This is a genomic window from Flexilinea flocculi (assembly GCF_001192795.1).
Taxonomy (GTDB): domain Bacteria; phylum Chloroflexota; class Anaerolineae; order Anaerolineales; family Anaerolineaceae; genus Flexilinea; species Flexilinea flocculi.
The window spans coordinates 364,215-381,340 of sequence record NZ_DF968179.1 but is presented as its reverse complement, the minus strand read 5'-3'; the positions used below and the strand labels follow the sequence as shown (position 1 = coordinate 381,340).

The window sequence follows — 17,126 nt, the reverse complement described above, 5'->3', positions numbered from 1 at the left end:
TGGATTCAAATCAAGTGCTACTTGCAACAAGCTGAAATACAAATATCATAGTACCTGCTCCAAATTTATTAAAAGTATTTCCCTTAGCAGATTGAGAAAATGGAGACAAAAAGAAACAAGTCAAACCAGATTCGATAAGGATAATATTCACCATCCCGCGGGAACAGGGTACCCGTGTAGCGTCAGCATCTTACCTAATTTCTTCTCGATATCCAGCAAAGAATCCATCTCTTCGTCTGAACATGGACACGAATGATCTTCAAAAACACCTTCTTTCACGAGTTTCTGTTCATTCAGATCGAACAAGTACCAATTCTGACATTGAATGATTGTCAACAGTCTGAACAGATCATTGGGCTTATCGATCTTTGTACTGTTTTGATTCTGTTGTTCCAGTTCCTTCTCCGAAACCAGTTCATCTCCTTTATGCAGTGGTGCAACAATGAGTCGAACAGGATCCAGCGGTTGTATCAGAGAATTGCCTTCCATCCATGATGGAATCGGAATTTGCATATAATCCAGAATAGTTGGTGCAATATCCACATTCTGCGTATTAGCAGTGAGAATACCTTGATATGCATCCTCTGGAAAATGGATAATCAAGGGGAGTTTATCAGTTATGGTCCAGTGCTGTCCATGATCTGAGTAAATGACCAGCAGTGTATTATCAAATTCGCCGTTTTCTTTCAAATATTCAACGATTTTCTCTGTTTGATGATCAAAATTCAGTATCGCATCGTCATAAAAATCGGTCATCCATTCCTCATTTTGACTCAGATCCTTGGAAAAGACCCGATCAGATGGATTGAATACCTCTCCATGAGTTCCCAATAGATGGATTTGTACAAACAGAGGCTGCTTCATACGAAAAATTTCATCCATTCGGTGAAAAAGATAATCCAGTTGTTCATCATCTGCAGATCCGGTTAATTGGTTAAAATTTGGAATCTTAAGGTTTTTTGACTGTTGGCTTTTAATAAAAAATATCTGTCTCAATCGGTCATTGATTCTCTCGAAAATAGTGACTAAAAAATACATCTCGTTATCATAACCAGAAGATGAAAAATTGCTGATCAATTTCTCTGAAGTATTATTCCGCTGGTTGACCTCATCAAATGCATTTTTAAAATTTATGACGTTGACATCGACATAATATGGGATTCCAATCGAAATGGTTTGATAACCATTTACCTTCATAAACCAGGGCAGGTGTTGATACATATTCAATCCCATTAAAGCTTGAGCAGGTTTCAAGACATGCGTGGTTAAAGGATTTTTTCCCGTTAAAACTGATGTTATAGATCCAGTTGTTGCTGAGGAATTGGTAAAATGATTCCTGCTGATCAAAGAGTTCTTAGCCAGTTCCGTAATGAAGGGTGTTGTATCCCGCTCATATCCATACACGGACATATGAGAAGCATTCAATCCGTCTGTACTGAGCAGGATCACGTTCGGACGCCGGCTTGCCTGCATCCCGATTCCAGTCGGGTCATTTTCCAGACTCCCAGACCGGTAGACAAATCCTGCCATGACGAACGAAATGATGACGAGAATACCTGCAGTAAATTTGCAGATTTTGTCAGTTTTGTCCTTTGCCACAGAGCGATTGGATACTGATAGTCGCTTCAACAAATAGAGAAAAACAGTTAGAAAGATGACTGCATATAAAACACGACACAGTGTTCCAACACTCAAAATTCCAATTTTTAAAACGGTATAAGTGAAATTATCGATGAGAATCAGAAAAAGACAAGACCATATAGAAGCCGCTGGAATCTGAAAGATTAAATGGTGCCATAATGGAAATCGCTTTGAAATGGTCATTTGCAACAAAAATAAAACGAACCAGAAGATCATGATCAGTAATGTTACAAACAAACCGGAAATCAATAGAATCTTAACTTTCGCCCATAATTGCATATCATCCATGAAAGATGGCTTGGTAATTTGAAAGAGCCATTCCATAAAAACATAACAATATGCAGCCAATATCGTTTGGGCAATCGATCGTTTCCAATATGGTTTTTGATCTTGAATGTATAGATTTTTTTCAGTCAGAATTCTTGCTATATTTTCATACCACAATTGTATTGGTCCCAAAGGGAATCGGAGAAATCGTCTCCGGTTTGATGAATTCCTGAGATTTGAGTATAAAAAACGAATGATACCGATACTCAGAATGACAAAAATTAACACGCCCCACTTCCTCTTTATTATATGAGGGCGGATATAGATCTCATAAGTATGATCCTATATGGAATCGGTGGGAACTGTTGGACTGATTATCAGCGTAATCAGATCACTATAGATATGTTTGACAGAAAATGATCCTTTGATTCCCGATTGCGTATATTCGAGTGTCCCCCCATCAAATATGCGCTGATCTTCCAAAATAACAATTGAATCTGAATCAAGAAGAAAGAGCGGGTACTTGATTTGGAATTCACAAGTCTGCCCTTGACATGTCATTTCCTGTGATGGAATCGTATCTTTATGATAAAAAATTGAAGCTCCTGGCTTCATGATCACAATAAAACTGAATAAAAATAAAATCAGATAAGTAGAAGCAATCAAGAAGATGAAGACTTTTTTCATGGAGGTTTTTTGTCCATAAGGTATTCGATTTATTATTAATGATTCTCTTGATGAGAGAATTATTGCTGATTTAACTGAAAATTTTCAGCATCTTTGAGTTTTTTTGAATGGTATAGAAACAAAATTCGATCACTTCCGGTGATGGGTTCTGCCGCGATAAGAGAGAAATCTTTCTCGAATGCAGCTTTAAACCCTTCCAATGTATATTGGTCGAAAATGTCTTTTCGTGTTCGCAGCAGTGTTTGGACTTGAGAATCATCTTTTGGAACAAACTCGATGATCAAGTATTTACAAATTTGCGACAACCACTCCGAAATCATCGAAAATGGCAAATTATTGGAGATCGCCAGATGATGGATCAATGCCAGCGCCATGATACAGTCCGGCTGCAGCCGATGCTCAATCGAGCTGCGTTCTTGATTGGCAAATCCTATGGCAGGGCTCGGATTTGTCAAATCCAGAACAAGCGGTAGAATGTCAGTTTTTGTCTTTTTGCCTTGTTGGTAATTCCGCTCGACTGCAATCGGATCAATATCAAACGCAGTCACATGTGCCCCGTTATCCGCTGCAATTCGAGAATAACGCCCATCATTTGCTCCAAAATCCCATACTGTCTGCGGCTCAATTTTCTTTATCCAGTTTGCCAAAATCTCTTCTTTCCGCTTGGATGCCTCTTGAGAGTAATTTGTCTCTGAATAATAATCGCCCCATTCAGTCTGGATATTTTTTAGCCGGATCCCTTCAACAGCCCGAATTAATCCATCAATGATTGCGATAAAACCGCTCTTTTTGATCGGTTGAATTCGTTTTATTTCCTGTTTTTTCCCATCATCCGCATGTTTTTCAGATAGCTTAGCATGCCAGTGAATATGCTGCAAAGCCGTGAATCCGCCTTTCCGTTTCAGCAGTTTGCTCGCCAGATCCAAAGGGATTCCATCAATATAAATCCGCATCAGCTGTGAAAGACGAATATCAACATTGGCCATCAACAGCAATGGCGCAAGAAAATGGCGGCAGAATTGACCATAGGCAACCCATGGTTGCCCTTCTTCATAAAAATCAAACGAGAGTGTGTCGATCAGTTTTGGAGAGCATTGAACAAACTGTATATTATAGGCACTGGCATCTTTTAAGATCATCCCATAATCAATAGCTTTGCGATGAATTTTTAGTGTTGCTAATGCGGCATCTTTATAAGCACCAAATGACCATTCATATGGATATGAAATCATTGGAATCCGCTGTGGCTGGATCACGCACCAGGCTTCAGGATCATTCAGAGGATATGATACTTCCTTATGTGATATGAATATGCCATCATGAACTAGCGCTTCATATAAGCCGCTTTTCATCAGATGATCATATTGTTTTTGATAGGGAAGATTTATTTGCCGATATAGTATGTTATTGTCAAAGAAGATAAATCCGGATGGATCGCGAAAAGAACCAGAATCTCTCATTTCTCCTCATACTTCTCTTCTTGTCCGGTTTTATCGGCATCAGTTTCATCCGTTCTTTTTTTCGTAAAAATTTTTTTTACTCTATCACGGATCATAAATAAATACCCGCCAATCACTGCAAGAGCTGCGATAATCACCTGTAACAGCATACTGCCCGTTCCCGGATCCAGATAATTACGTGGTGATAATAAAAGATCAAGATGGATAATCATTTTTCCCCTTTTGTTATTTATAAATAATCCCTATTATATCAGCAATAAATATCACTATTTTATTGAATTCAATTTAATTTATTATTTTATTATTGCAAAAATCACAATATTCGTCGAAATTTTCCCCATCTTAATCACCTATCCGTTTTTTACATATGACACGATTTTTTCTGGTATAGACTAAACTGCTTAAATCCAGTAATTCGAAATATAAAAATGAATACATAGTTGTTCTGATAGTTTTACGCAAAACCTAAAACTATGAGAACAACGAGTTTTACTTCGAAATTCGAAAAGTCAATCCATTTTTCAAAATGCTGGCCTAAATCTGGGGTCAAAGAAATCGTATACAATTAACGCTGTTATTAGCCAACCTGTCTTCAGGAGGAAATTTGGAAGAAAATAAGAAAGAAAATACGATTGTAAAGAATATGGTCCTGTATGGTTTGGGCGGTGCTATGTCACAGGCTGCCGGATTGATCACACTCCCCATCATGACCAGGGTGTTAAGCTCGCACGATTATGGCGCAATTGAGGTCATCACTGCTGCAACAGGATATTTCTCTTTGTTGATCGGATTGAATACAATGAGCGGTCTTTACCGTTTTTTTTATGCCGCTGACGAACAAACCCATGATCGAAAGAGCCTTGTCTCCACAACATTTCTTTTTGTATTTCTTACTGGATTCATGATCGCGCTATTATCCATTTTGTTGAGTCCAATTTTTTCCCAAAACCTGTTTAATGATCTTTCGTATTCCGGAATTATTCGATTAGCATTCAGTGCTCTTATCCCGGTAGCTGTTTATACGTATTCACTTTGTTTGCTCCGCATCCAGAATAAAGCGTTACCTTATATCTTAACCGCCGTTGCAGTTTCCGTGATTTATATGGGCAGTATCATTCTTTTTATCGCAGTTCTTCATTCAGGTATTTCCGGTTATTATTATTCGCAGATTATTGCCAATACAATTGGAGCATGTATTGCCCTTTTCCTTTCACGTCAGTATCTGGGGTTTCAATTTTCACCTTACTGGTTTAAGAAACTGGCAAAATATAGTTTTCCATTAGTACCCGGCACCCTGTTTGGCTGGAGTTTATCCGCAAACAATCGCATCTTTCTGAATGCGTCAACCAGTCAGGTGGAGGTTGCCTACTACGGGTTAGCCAACAAAGCAACGGTTATCATCACGCTGGCAACGCAGGCTTTTTGCAATGCCTGGGAACCAACCATGTATTCTCTTCTGGATAAAACTGAAAAAATTCGCAAAACACTGCCTGCGATGCTCTCCCTATATACTTTCGGAGCGCTGGCAATATGTACAGCCGTGATGACAATCGCCAGAGAACTTTTTCTGTTTTTAGCTCCACCAGAATACCTCGCCGGTATCGGATTACTCGGCATCATGCAATTGCGCTGGATCTTTACAATGGGTGTTTATTTAATCGATCCGGGAACTGCAAAAACCGGAAAAACCTATTGGGTTTCAATAATCCTGGGAATTGCCGTACTGGTGAATCTTGGATCGAATTGGCTATTAACTTCAAAAATGGGGCTTTACGGCGCTGTTATCTCAGAATTGCTGGGATATGTTGCCGCCATGAGCGGCCGCTGGGTAATTTCAAATCGGTTCTTCCCGATTCAATGGAATTATCGATATTTTCTTTCGCTTTTAGTTTGTTATGGGATAACATGTTGGATGCAGACGCGTGTGATTTTTGGAAATATTTCATGGGGGTGGAGTTTTCTGCTTCGTAGTCTGTTTGCGCTTTTTTTCCTGATTTTTGCCTGGTTTACTTTAGACAGAGAATCCAGAAACATTGTCACATCATCCGTTCAGCCTTTGAAGAAAAAGATCATTCGATAAAACCGGGAAGGATTCTGAATAACAGCTAATATTATTTGGAGAGAATTTGATGATAAAAATCGAGATGTTTTCTGGCAATCGCTGTCCATCCAAGATTTTCATTCGCAAAAATGTAACCATTCTCACCAATCTTTTCACGCAGCACGGGATGTTCAATCAGTTCCATCAATGCCTGCGTTAAGGCAGCGACATCATTCGGCGGGATGAGGAGTCCTGTCTTGCGATTTTCAATCATATCCGGAATTCCGCCTACTTTTGTCGCAATAATTGCTTTGTGGAAAGCAAAAGCTGTCGGAATCACACCGGATTGGCTGGCAGAAAGGTACGGTAATGCGACAATGGATGCTTTTCGCATAAAAGCGGCTACCTCTTCATCTGTAACAAATCGATTGGTTACATGAATCCGCTCGTTATCCAGATTTTGACGATATGGTTCTAAATCCCCCCCGCCGGCGATATGAAACGTCCAATCCGGATGCTTTTCAAATACAGGGGGTAAAGCTTTCAGTAAAACATCTAATCCTTTATAGGGTTCAATTCTTCCAAAAAATAGAATCTCATTCTGTGCTAAATCGGTTTCCTTTGAACCTTGTGTGAAAAAATCATAAATTCCATGCGGAACAACCAGAATTCTTTCTGGAAGTAAACCTTGAGAAATAAGGATTTCCTTTCCCTGGTTTGTCATAACCACGAAATATCGCGGAATTTTCCGGAATATCGATTCAGTAATACGAAAATAACGCGGCGTTCCTTCGTGATGGACAACATCATGGATCGTATAAACCAACGGTTTTCGACATAGGAAACGAATAAAAAAGCCCAAAAATGGATTCCATTCCTGCGCGCTCGTGATATGCACGATATCCGGTCTGAAATGGAAAAATACTTGAATGATACGCAGCCAGGTAGCCGGATGCAGCAATCGTTGGATTGTTCCCTTTTTTCCGATTCCAGTATTCAATGGGAAATGTTGAATATCCGGATTGCTAAGAACCCCGCCAATATGTTCCGCGTTTTCTGCGGTAATCATTCCGACAATACCAAGTTTGCTCAGGCTTTCTGCCAAACAATCATGAAAATGCAGCAAACCGCCGCGACGGGTCAGGCAAATCAGAAGAATCTTTATTTTCGGTTCCATACCAGTATTTCCTGTTTTCATATTACAACAAACTACGGCAAAAATGAACAGTCCAAAATTTTTTGAATTTTATTAACCGAAGTGTTTTTTTCTTCAGAATTTTGGCAATCCCTGTCAATCCGATTCCACAATACGCATAACGGATTATTCATCATCGGAGTGACTTCCAACGCTGCAGTCGTTTGAGCGACCGCTTGCTCCCAATCAGCAACATGCGCATATCCTTCAATAAACGGAATTCTTTCCATCGGATCATTTGGATAGTCCGACAACGAGAACGCCTGATTTCCCAAATCAACCACTTTCTGCCAATCTTTCCGCTGCCGACTCAGATCAGCCTGTTCATAATACCAGCACCAACCATGAACCGGTTCAGGTCCAAAAATAACCGAATCCAACGGCTGATAGGAAACGTCGGTCAATATCCTCGAATAATTATTTAAAAGCGCGGCATCACGATCAATGATCGGAATCATCTGGTTGAATAAATCTACCTCCGGATCCAGCACATGAACGCAACCCGGCGCATTGAAATAAATGCTGATTGCATCGCTGGTTTTGCCAAAGAACTGTGCTGAGAGATACTCCTGAAAAACAGGTTGTCCGGCTTCCATGCCACTGAGCGAATTTTCCCTTTTGGTATTGGTATATAACATGTAGGGCATCGTTTGATTGACATACCCATCTGCATATATCCAATTCAAAGGAGCCGTAAGAGAATTGTCCGTACTAAAACGTATCGGTAGAACATTGGTGATGAAAACAGTATTCTCAGCAATAGCAGGCGCACGCCATTTTAATTGCCAGAAAAAATCTTTGGTTAGTGTCCAATCTCTGCGATATTCGTTAGCATTTACAAAATGTCTTCCCGCGGATAATCCAATTAAAATTGCAGCCAGTCCGACAAATAAAATTCGCGTTTTCCTGAAAAGCGAGAAAACACCTCCCCAAACAAAGCTGACTCCTAAAATAAATGGAAGTGTAAATCGACTGTTTTGGAAAACAAACGACAGATTGGTATTAGTCAGCCAAAATGGCTGTCCTGCCAATATCAGACTGACAATACCAATTAAAATCAATTGAATTGCAGGTCTTTTTCCTTTGGGATCTATTGAGTTTCGCAAGAAATAAAGACAAATCAAAACAGAAACAAACAGAATCAAACAAATAGCCGCATACATCAGGAATGTCCGCTGCCCTAAAATTTCAGGAGATGGAAAATGAAAAATTTCGAGCCAGGCTGAAACTAAAACTTTGTAACAGTCTTTAATAACCGTGACGACATATGAAGCCAATGCTGTGAACGGATGTGTTTTTATCTCACGAAGTATGCTGAAATCATAATAGGATGTTTGTGTCTGATTAAAAAACATCCGATAAATCGCAGCAAAAATAAAGAGAATTCCATAAGGCGCAGATCGTAGGACTGATTTTAAAAAGATCTGCCTGCGATTTGGTTCTGATTTAGAAATTTCCACGCTGATGATCAATGGTCTGATCAGTTCGAGCAGGAAAAAATATTCTGATGCAAAAAGATTAACGCCAGATAAAATAAGAGCAAATCCTTCTAAAAGAATCCTTCTGGAATGTTTTCGGATCGCCCGGATTGTTAATAGAAAAGACAAACAAAGAATACCAATCAAGAAATACGAAAAGCTGAAATTGATAGCTATCGGCTGCATCGTAAAACCGGGATAGGCAATAAAAAACAATGCGCATAGATAAGAAATGTATCGTGATTTTCCCCAGATCTGATATACCAGATATCCGACCATCGTGGAGCTCAAGACTCGCATGATCAAGCCGAACAACTGAATTCGAAGTGGATTTTTCCCTGTCATCAGAATTGCCAGATTATGAATTTGTCCGGCAACAGGGCGGCTGAAGCTGAAATGCCGTAAAAGCCCTTTATATCCGAGTTCCAGTCTGGTCCAAACATAAGCCCAATCATCCCAGTAAATTCCTAATTTTCCTGCCAGAATCCCATAACTGAAAAATGAAAAAATCAGTAAAAGTATCGGAAGGAAAATAAAAGGGATTTGAATATTTCGGAATCTTTTTCTCATAGCAATGATAGAACCATTTTCTTTTTTATATTTCTTTTCCGCAGTGTTTCAAAATCAGTAACTCGTAACATAAAAAAATTCATTTGCACTACTGTAAAATACGGCAAAGTTTTTTTATCATTCCTCAAATCTTGCTGTTCGTTTGTATCATAAGACAGCAATTCCGGACAAAACCAGCAGAAATGAAACTAACACACTGGCGATCCAAAAAAAATCTGCCATTTGGCGCGTAGAATCCTGTTGATAAAAATGCATTCCGATAAATAAATCAAAAAAACAAAATAGGACGCCAAATATGGGTATCAGTAAAACATTTTCGACAGGAATCGATTCTTGTGGAATTCCTGCTGCAGAATACCCCAACTGAATCACCTGATGAGATGAAAAACGAAATCCGATCCAGAGCGATAAGAAGGATAACAAAGTTATCGAAGTAATAACAGCAAAACGTGCAGTCCGATTTTTCCAGGATTCAGATAACCAGTCAACCGGTCGGATCGTTTGCCATTCAATCTCAGAAAGTGATCCAAGCTGTAAAATACGGGAAAAAGACTCTAAAAATAAGCGTGGTTTTGCAGGTGATATCGCATAGATACAGCGCGATGTGCCAATGAAAAGCATTGTCAGCACATCTGAAGCAATAAATTCCATTAATGGATAATTCTCTGTAGAGACCTTTCCAAGATATGCTCCCGGCATCGGAAGAAATGACCAGGGTATTTCAAATGGCATTTCTTTTGGAGTGCGAATCCATTCAATCTCAGTAAGCGGAATAATCTCTTTTCGTAATCCCCATTGGATATGAAATCCGTCTCGCTCCATTCGATAGGATGAAAAGATTAAAGCCAACGTTCGATAACCGATGAAAAATATCGGAATCAACAGCAAAAGAGAAATAATCAACAGGACAAAGAAAAGCAATCCTGGCTTTTGACGAAAAAAAAACAGAAAACCAGCAAAATCCAGCAGAACCAATAAAAGGAGCAAAGGAAGATGTACAAAAAGTCCAAGCGTTCGTTCCGGAGAAAACTGGTATTTTGAAATTTCTGCGTTTGCCATAGATTCAGGTAATAAAAATTACAAAGATTGCTGAATAATAGATGCAACTTCCTGAACTTGTTCACGAGTCATTTTTCCGGAAAAGGGAATCGCCAGTCCTCGGCGTCCTAAATCCTCCGCCACAGGATATTTTCCGGGAACATATCCAAATTTTTCCCTCATATACGGCTGCAGATGGATCGGTGAAAAATAGGGACGGACTGGAACTCCCATCGCGGTCATGCGTTGAGAAATTGCGGAACGATCCAATCCCGGTTTTAGACGGATCACATACACAAACCAACTATCACGAGTCGTAGTAGGTTCTGAATTAGGGCATTCAACGCCATCGATGCTGGACAATTCCTCTTTATACCAGGCTGCGACTTGTTCACGGGCTTGAATCAATTGATCGATACGTCGCATCTGTGCTACCCCTAACGCGGCACTCATTTCATCCATACGATAGTTATATCCCAAGAAAGAATGATCCAGCCAGGTATCGCCAGGCGCTCTTCCTTGATTTCTCAACGCACGAATCAACTCAGCATCCTCATCACAATCCGTGATGACAATGCCGCCTTCCCCCGTTGTGATTTGTTTGTTCGGATAAAAAGCAAAAACGCCATAATCGGCTAACCGACCTGCAGGCCGATTTTTATACATCGCACCTAAGGCTTCACAGGAATCTTCAATTACTTTCAATTGATAAGCTTTTGCAGATGTGTTGATCTGTTCATAAGCGGCAGGCTGACCAAACGTGTCAACAGCAAGAATTCCTTTAAGCGCACCATCCGTTGAAAAACCTTTTTCAGGCAGCCATTGTTTCGCCAATTCTCTTGATTCCGTCAAATCCCGAACAGCGGCGGCAACCAGTTCCGGATTGATATTTCCGGTAGTCGGATCCACGTCAACAAAAACCGGTGTAATTCTTTCAAAAAGCAGCGCGTTGGTAGAGGACACAAATGAAAAGGGTGTTGTGATGACCCAATCGCCATCTTTCCATCCGGCAGATCGGACACATAAATGAAGTCCTGCCGTACCGGAATTGACTGCAATTGCATGCCGACAGCCAGTAAATTCCTGAAAAAGTCTTTCAAATTCAAGAACATATGGTCCCATACTTAAATAATTTGTCCGTAACACACTGGCGACAGCTTCCCGTTCCTCATCGGTAATATCGGGTTGGGACATCGGGATGCTGAACTTTTTCATATAATCCATAATTGCTCCTAAAAAGTCATTAATTCAAAATATCAAAAGAATTCTTTGTTATACGTATTGTTTTACACAAAGCGCAAAGCCACAAGAATAAAATATTTTCTATATATTCGAAAGGTCAATCCATCCTTCGAAATACCAGCAATTCGAAAGATGAAAAGAATTATATGCTGTTGTGTTAATTTTGCGCTCTTTGAAAAAAGTATTCCCAAATCTCGAAAGCTTATCGAATTTCCCTAAAAATTTGAGTAAGGAATGTTAGGATTACCCTGCATTGGAGGCTCAATAATCACTTTTTCCTCCATCCGAACCTGTCCACGCAAAAACGCTCCTTCTTCAGTTGAGAAACTGACAACGCTGACATCCCCCCAAACTCTGCCGGTACTGCGAATTTCGAGCCGTTCTGCAGTAATATTTCCGCGTAAGGTACCTGCAATGACTACAGTATTCGCTCTCAGGTTCATACAAGTAACACGGCCGGTTTCTCCGACAACCACCATTCCGCGAATCTGAATTTCGCCTTCAAATGTCCCTTCAATGCGTATACCGCCAGCTCCTCGTAAATTTCCGCGCCAGTTAATACCTGGTCCTAAGACCGATGTGACACGTTCAATGGTTGTTCCTGATTGTGGTTGATTACTGGATGGATTTTTTTTAAACACGTTGTATGCCTATGCGATTTTTCGAAAATCACGATCAGTTTGTATTATTTCATTTTTAGAATAAGGCCAGATGGTCCCTGCATAGACGCGTCCCTGATCTGGAACATCTCCTTTTACAACAGCGCTGTTGCCCACCCGTGCCGCTTTGCCAATCCGCACACCAAGATTAATCGTAGCTCCCATACCGATCTGAGCAAAATCATGAACTTCCACATTCCCTGCCAACAATGCGCCGGGCGATAAATTAACACAAGTTCCAATATTACACTCATGGGATAATACCACACCAGCATTGATTAAGGAGCCAAATCCAATTTGGCTTTCACTGCTGATATAGGACTTGGCAAGTATTTGAATTCCTTCATCCAGATGAACACTTTTCTCAATATATGCAGTCGGGTGTATCAAATTTGGAAACTCAAAATTCATCTTTCGCAGGCGTTCAAAAATGCGCCAGCGAACTTGATAATTTCCAATTCCACCGATCGCATTTACAACCGACACAATGCCTTCTCCCTGGAGGGAAGATAAAATATTCGCACTTCCAAGCACAGGATACCCCATCACCAGCGTACCTGTTTCAACGCCATCGTCAACAACGCCAACAATTTCCCAGTCGCCTAATGATAGGATCAGATCGATGACAGTCTTCGAATGACCGCCTGCACCATAGATAAATATCGGTTTTTTCATATCTGTATTTTACATTATAAATATTCAGCAATCATCGATTCGAAATACGTGAAGGATTAAATGTTGTTGAGATGATTTTGCGCAAAGAGCAAAATCATCTCAACAATAAAAATTTGCGTTTGATTTGAAAATCCAATCTAAGCATCGAACGATTATTATAAATTCGCAGCACGAAAAAAAATTCAGGATTGAAACACTCCATTTACCGGAAAGAATCCATCAGAATTCGAGAAAATTTCACACTCAAAAAATCACCTGACTGGATTAAAATATAAGTTATACGAATGAAAATATTGAATATCCTCTGTCAGATAACATTCAGTTTTTTCTATTGCGATAAAAATGGGAAACAGGATGCACATGTACAAATCAATGGCTACATACGCTTATCGCCCATTCTCTAATCAGTGATATATTTATTCCGAAACCAATCAAGAAGAACATCATAGGAGACTCATTTTATGGCGATCAATTTTGGAACTGACGGATGGCGTGCTGTTATTTCCGACACATTTACATTTGAAAATTTGAGAGTCGTCTCTCAGGCTATAGCCAATGCCGTATCTTCATCTTCATGGGAGGAACTATCAAAAGTTGATCAGATTCCCAATAAAGACAGAATCGTTATCGGATACGATACCCGATTCCTTTCCGACCGATACGCAAAAGAGGTAGCGCGTATTTTAGCTGCGAACGGATTTAAAGTCTTCATCAGCCAATCCTGCGCCCCCACACCGGCAATTTCCTATGCTGTCAAATTTTATGGCGCCATCGCCGGCGTGATGATCACTGCCTCGCATAATGCACCGCGCTATAACGGCGTTAAATTGAAAGCCGCCTACGGCGGTTCTGCATTACCGGAACAATGTACGCTGGTTGAAGTCTTCCTCAATGATAATGAAACGCAAGGTCGCGGGCCAAATCTGATGGATTATGATAAAGCACGTGAGATAGGGCTAATATCAACATTCAATCCAATTCTCGAATATGGAAATCATATTCGGAAACTGATTGATTTCGACATTATCGCAGATGCAAAGGATCTTAGGGTTGTTGTTGACTCCATGTATGGTTCCGGACGCGGGGTCATCAAGAATCTTCTTCAGGGGACAGGGGTTGAGGTAAATGAAATCCGGGGTGAGATGAATCCCGGTTTCGGAGGAATTCACCCCGAACCGATCAACCGCAATCTTGGCGCATTGGCAAGCGCGATCGCTTCCGGACTCGGTAATTTAGGACTGGCAACCGATGGCGATGCCGATCGGACTGGCGCGATGGACGAGAGAGGTAATTTCGTCGATCCGCATAAAATTATGGCTCTTTCCATCAAATACCTGCATGAGAAAAAAGGATTAGACGGCGCGCTGGTACGGACTGTTTCCACAACGCGGATGATTGATCGTCTTGGAAAAAAATATGGACTGCCTGTGTTTGAGACACCTGTCGGATTCAATCATATTTCTGATCATATGATGGAACGAGATGTCCTGATCGGCGGTGAAGAATCAGGCGGTATCTCCTTCAAAGGCCATATTCCTGAAGGAGATGGAATCATCATGGGACTATTAATCACGGAAATGGTTGCCGCCAGCCACGCCACACTGGGTGAATTGGTCGACGAACTCCTTGCCGATGTGGGTCCCGCCTTTTATGATCGAACCGATCTGCGGTTGAAAAAACCGGTGGCAAAAAAGGAAATGATCAAATACCTGATCGACAACGCACCGGCTTCAATCGGCGGAGAAAAAATTGCGGAAATCAGTACGCTCGATGGTGTGAAATACATCATGGCGGATGATTCCTGGCTGCTTATCCGTCCATCCGGCACCGAACCGGTTTTGCGGGTTTACGCGGAAGGGCGAACGCATCAAATGGTAAAGGAATTGTTGGGATATGGAAATCAAGTCGCTGAAAATGTCAGTTGATCGATAAAACACAGAGAAAAAATCAACAGTCAACAATATTGAAAAATACAGAGAGGATCCTTTGTTGTTGTGATGGTGCACAAAGCGCATAATCAATACAACAAAGAATCCTCCCAAATTTTATAATTGCAGGGAAAAACCGCATTTACTTCATGCGGTTTTTTGTTCGCATTACGCGCACGCTTAAGATCAACACCAACAGAACCATGATTACAAAAATAACCATTGGCAGATTCAATCGGTCGGCAAATCCCGTCTCTGGAAGTATCGTCTCACGAATGACGGGCACCTTGGTTGCACCTGAATCGCGGGAAGAAATAGTAACCGTTGTCTGTCGAACCGGCGTCAGTTTCGTAACCGGCAAGGTAATAATTCGCACCAAATCAATTTTCGTAACTGCAGGTGTAATTTCTGTCGGCAGCGGCTCCGAAGTATTCTCTGAAATCGGAGTACGGGTCGGTTCATTGGAATAATCAACATCCTCAAATTTCAGCGGCTCATCATCCAAATCAGAATAAGTAGCAGTAATTTCCACATCTTTCATGGATGAAGGATTCGACACGAATAATTTTCCATCAATAGGAACTTCACTTGTCCTTGCAGGTCCTGAAATCGCATTCGGTAGATCGCGAGCTGGTTCATCAATCACTGCAGCAACAGTTTTCGTTGCCTCATTCTCAGTCTGGCTTTCTGAAATTGGAGGTGTAGAAACGGTTTGTAAATCCGCAGTTCTATTTTCTGATTCCTGCTTTGCCAGTTCTTCAATCACTGATATAGTTGGAATCGATTCGGGTTCTTTATGGAAGAGTCTTTGAATTGAATCCAACAACTTTTGAATCAGACTAAGATCTTCTTCCTGTTTGGGCTCCGTGACAATTTTAGGCTCTGCTATGTCCGTTTCCGATACTGACAAAGTCTCGGCTGGAATCATTGTTGCCGGAAAATTGTTCGTTGGACTGGATTCAATATGGACCAGTTCAGAAATTTCCGGTGTTATCATCTCACGATCCATCGGAATTTCAGTGGTGTGCGCTTGAATAATCGCTGTTGTGGCTTCAGTTACTACCGGAGGAACTGCCATCGTTGGATTTTCCTCCACAGTTGCAGTAAATGTAGCAACAGAAGAAACTGACGGCTTTATACCAAATAATCGCTTCCAGAAATTTATAAATTTTCTGAACCAATTCTCATTTTCATGTGTCGTATCCGAGTTTGACGCAACAGCCTCAGTAGAATCTGGCAATACCTGTGTTTCAGTTCCGATTACCTCAGGGACAGCAGATACTGCATTGACTGCAACCGGATCGTTCTGAGTGGCTTCTGCAGGAATGGCAGTTTCAGATATTTCTTTTTCCATTGAGACATTTACCGTCACGATGACAGCATTTGTCCGCGTGCTTAACGGTTTTGTTGGAACAATTTTGACTACAGAAGGTACTGTTTGAGAAGAATTCGAATCGTCAGTTACAGAATTTGTCACCGGTGAAAATACAATTGATGGTGCCACAGGAGCTGATGTCGCTTCCTGACCAATTGTTGTTGACGTTTTCTGAATCACAATCGGTGTGCGTGGTTGATCACTGACCGTGAACTTTGCTGCAGCCTGTACAGTTGCCGATGGTTGAATTTCAACCTTTTGATCTGTTGCGATTTGGATGGCAGCAGGCTGTGCCGCAGACGGAACAATCGGAATTATCGATTCTGATGATTCGGTTTCAGTCATCATTTTCGGAAAATCAGATTGATTCTGGGGTATTCCTGTAACTTTTACAGGAGTTGTTTGAGTGCTCTCTGGAATGATAGTTAAAATCGGAGAGTGTCCTTCAGTTGCGACAATGGGAATTATTTCGGATATTTTTGTGACTTGAAGGATTGATTCTTCTTTATTTTGAAGCGTGGAAATATCAGCACTTTCGACAGCAACCGCCGTTGAACTTGGTGCCAGCAGGTTCGAATCAAGCATCGTTACAGATTCAGCCTCAGCCTGAGGTGATGATGTATGATCAGGTATTACAAACGTCTCTGTAAAAACAAAGCTCGGCTGTGTTGTTTCGGAAAGTATCTCCTGAGGTTTCGGATTTCTCCTGATGAGAAGGATTGCAAAAATAATGATCAGAATGAATAGAATAAACATCCACGGAGGAATGGCCGTTCCCTGCCTTTTTTTCCGTTTTCTTTTTAGAAATTCGTCTTCAAAATTTTCGAAGATTTCGTCATGGTCAAAATCCATCATGAGGGTTCCTCTTTT

General features: G+C 40.8%; 13 protein-coding genes. 2 read left to right on the top strand and 11 right to left on the bottom strand.

Annotated elements, in window-relative coordinates:
- Nucleotides 1–147: 147 nt before the first annotated feature.
- The 4 genes from ATC1_RS01600 to ATC1_RS01585 all read right to left on the bottom strand — a co-directional run bounded on the left by ATC1_RS01600 (nucleotide 148) and on the right by ATC1_RS01585 (nucleotide 4,267).
- The gene (locus ATC1_RS01600) at nucleotides 148–2,085 is read right to left on the bottom strand and encodes a sulfatase-like hydrolase/transferase (RefSeq protein WP_152024193.1); all 1,938 of its coding nucleotides are present in this window, start codon (nucleotides 2,083–2,085) and stop codon (nucleotides 148–150) included.
- Between the two features lie 165 nt (nucleotides 2,086–2,250).
- Complete coding sequence (locus ATC1_RS01595; RefSeq protein ID WP_062277578.1) at nucleotides 2,251–2,595, bottom strand: hypothetical protein; 345 nt, start codon at nucleotides 2,593–2,595, stop codon at nucleotides 2,251–2,253.
- Between the two features lie 59 nt (nucleotides 2,596–2,654).
- The gene (locus ATC1_RS01590) at nucleotides 2,655–4,055 is read right to left on the bottom strand and encodes a class I SAM-dependent methyltransferase (protein ID WP_062277575.1); all 1,401 of its coding nucleotides are present in this window, start codon (nucleotides 4,053–4,055) and stop codon (nucleotides 2,655–2,657) included.
- Nucleotides 4,052–4,267 (bottom strand): hypothetical protein, encoded by a 216-nt coding sequence (locus ATC1_RS01585; protein ID WP_062277571.1) that lies wholly within the window; start codon nucleotides 4,265–4,267, stop codon nucleotides 4,052–4,054. Before ATC1_RS01585 ends, ATC1_RS01590 begins: the two co-directional genes overlap by 4 nt.
- Before the next feature lie 392 nt (nucleotides 4,268–4,659).
- Between ATC1_RS01585 and ATC1_RS01580 the strand changes: the two genes are divergently transcribed.
- Nucleotides 4,660–6,135, top strand: a complete 1,476-nt coding sequence (locus tag ATC1_RS01580; RefSeq protein WP_062277568.1) for an oligosaccharide flippase family protein — start codon at nucleotides 4,660–4,662, stop codon at nucleotides 6,133–6,135.
- Nucleotides 6,136–6,166: 31 nt separating this feature from the next.
- Here ATC1_RS01580 and ATC1_RS01575 read toward each other — a convergent pair whose 3' ends face one another.
- The 6 genes from ATC1_RS01575 to ATC1_RS01550 form a co-directional block, all read right to left on the bottom strand.
- A complete protein-coding gene (locus tag ATC1_RS01575) occupies nucleotides 6,167–7,273 on the bottom strand; it encodes a glycosyltransferase family 4 protein (RefSeq protein ID WP_062277566.1) in 1,107 nt (368 codons plus the stop codon).
- 32 nt (nucleotides 7,274–7,305) lie between these two features.
- On the bottom strand, nucleotides 7,306–9,339 hold the full coding sequence (locus tag ATC1_RS01570; RefSeq protein WP_062277563.1) for a hypothetical protein: 2,034 nt from the start codon (nucleotides 9,337–9,339) through the stop codon (nucleotides 7,306–7,308).
- A 147-nt stretch (nucleotides 9,340–9,486) separates the two neighbouring features.
- The gene (locus ATC1_RS01565; protein ID WP_062277560.1) at nucleotides 9,487–10,398 is read right to left on the bottom strand and encodes a PH domain-containing protein; all 912 of its coding nucleotides are present in this window, start codon (nucleotides 10,396–10,398) and stop codon (nucleotides 9,487–9,489) included.
- An 18-nt stretch (nucleotides 10,399–10,416) separates the two neighbouring features.
- Nucleotides 10,417–11,601, bottom strand: coding sequence for a DegT/DnrJ/EryC1/StrS family aminotransferase (locus ATC1_RS01560; protein WP_236688099.1), 1,185 nt, complete (start codon nucleotides 11,599–11,601; stop codon nucleotides 10,417–10,419).
- Between the two features lie 233 nt (nucleotides 11,602–11,834).
- The gene (locus ATC1_RS01555; protein WP_062277557.1) at nucleotides 11,835–12,260 is read right to left on the bottom strand and encodes a bactofilin family protein; all 426 of its coding nucleotides are present in this window, start codon (nucleotides 12,258–12,260) and stop codon (nucleotides 11,835–11,837) included.
- Nucleotides 12,261–12,269: 9 nt separating this feature from the next.
- Nucleotides 12,270–12,953, bottom strand: a complete 684-nt coding sequence (locus ATC1_RS01550; RefSeq protein WP_062277554.1) for an acetyltransferase — start codon at nucleotides 12,951–12,953, stop codon at nucleotides 12,270–12,272.
- Between the two features lie 461 nt (nucleotides 12,954–13,414).
- Here ATC1_RS01550 and ATC1_RS01545 point away from each other — a divergent pair, with 461 nt between their 5' ends.
- Complete coding sequence (locus ATC1_RS01545) at nucleotides 13,415–14,878, top strand: phosphoglucomutase/phosphomannomutase family protein (RefSeq protein ID WP_062277550.1); 1,464 nt, start codon at nucleotides 13,415–13,417, stop codon at nucleotides 14,876–14,878.
- 145 nt (nucleotides 14,879–15,023) lie between these two features.
- Here the strand turns inward: ATC1_RS01545 and ATC1_RS01540 are convergent, their stop codons facing one another.
- The gene (locus ATC1_RS01540) at nucleotides 15,024–17,111 is read right to left on the bottom strand and encodes a hypothetical protein (protein ID WP_062277546.1); all 2,088 of its coding nucleotides are present in this window, start codon (nucleotides 17,109–17,111) and stop codon (nucleotides 15,024–15,026) included.
- Nucleotides 17,112–17,126: the final 15 nt, after the last annotated feature.

Bases quoted from the DNA above. Each gene is read 5' to 3' on its own strand.
- ATC1_RS01595 (WP_062277578.1), bottom strand. From the start codon at position 2,595: ATGAAAAAAGTCTTCATCTTCTTGATTGCTTCTACTTATCTGATTTTA.
- ATC1_RS01565 (WP_062277560.1), bottom strand. From the start codon at position 10,398: ATGGCAAACGCAGAAATTTCAAAATACCAGTTTTCTCCGGAACGAACG.
- ATC1_RS01590 (WP_062277575.1), bottom strand. From the start codon at position 4,055: ATGAGAGATTCTGGTTCTTTTCGCGATCCATCCGGATTTATCTTCTTT.
- ATC1_RS01585 (WP_062277571.1), bottom strand. From the start codon at position 4,267: ATGATTATCCATCTTGATCTTTTATTATCACCACGTAATTATCTGGAT.
- ATC1_RS01550 (WP_062277554.1), bottom strand. From the start codon at position 12,953: ATGAAAAAACCGATATTTATCTATGGTGCAGGCGGTCATTCGAAGACT.
- ATC1_RS01560 (WP_236688099.1), bottom strand. From the start codon at position 11,601: ATGGATTATATGAAAAAGTTCAGCATCCCGATGTCCCAACCCGATATT.
- ATC1_RS01570 (WP_062277563.1), bottom strand. From the start codon at position 9,339: ATGAGAAAAAGATTCCGAAATATTCAAATCCCTTTTATTTTCCTTCCG.
- ATC1_RS01575 (WP_062277566.1), bottom strand. From the start codon at position 7,273: ATGGAACCGAAAATAAAGATTCTTCTGATTTGCCTGACCCGTCGCGGC.
- ATC1_RS01545 (WP_062277550.1), top strand. From the start codon at position 13,415: ATGGCGATCAATTTTGGAACTGACGGATGGCGTGCTGTTATTTCCGAC.
- ATC1_RS01540 (WP_062277546.1), bottom strand. From the start codon at position 17,111: ATGATGGATTTTGACCATGACGAAATCTTCGAAAATTTTGAAGACGAA.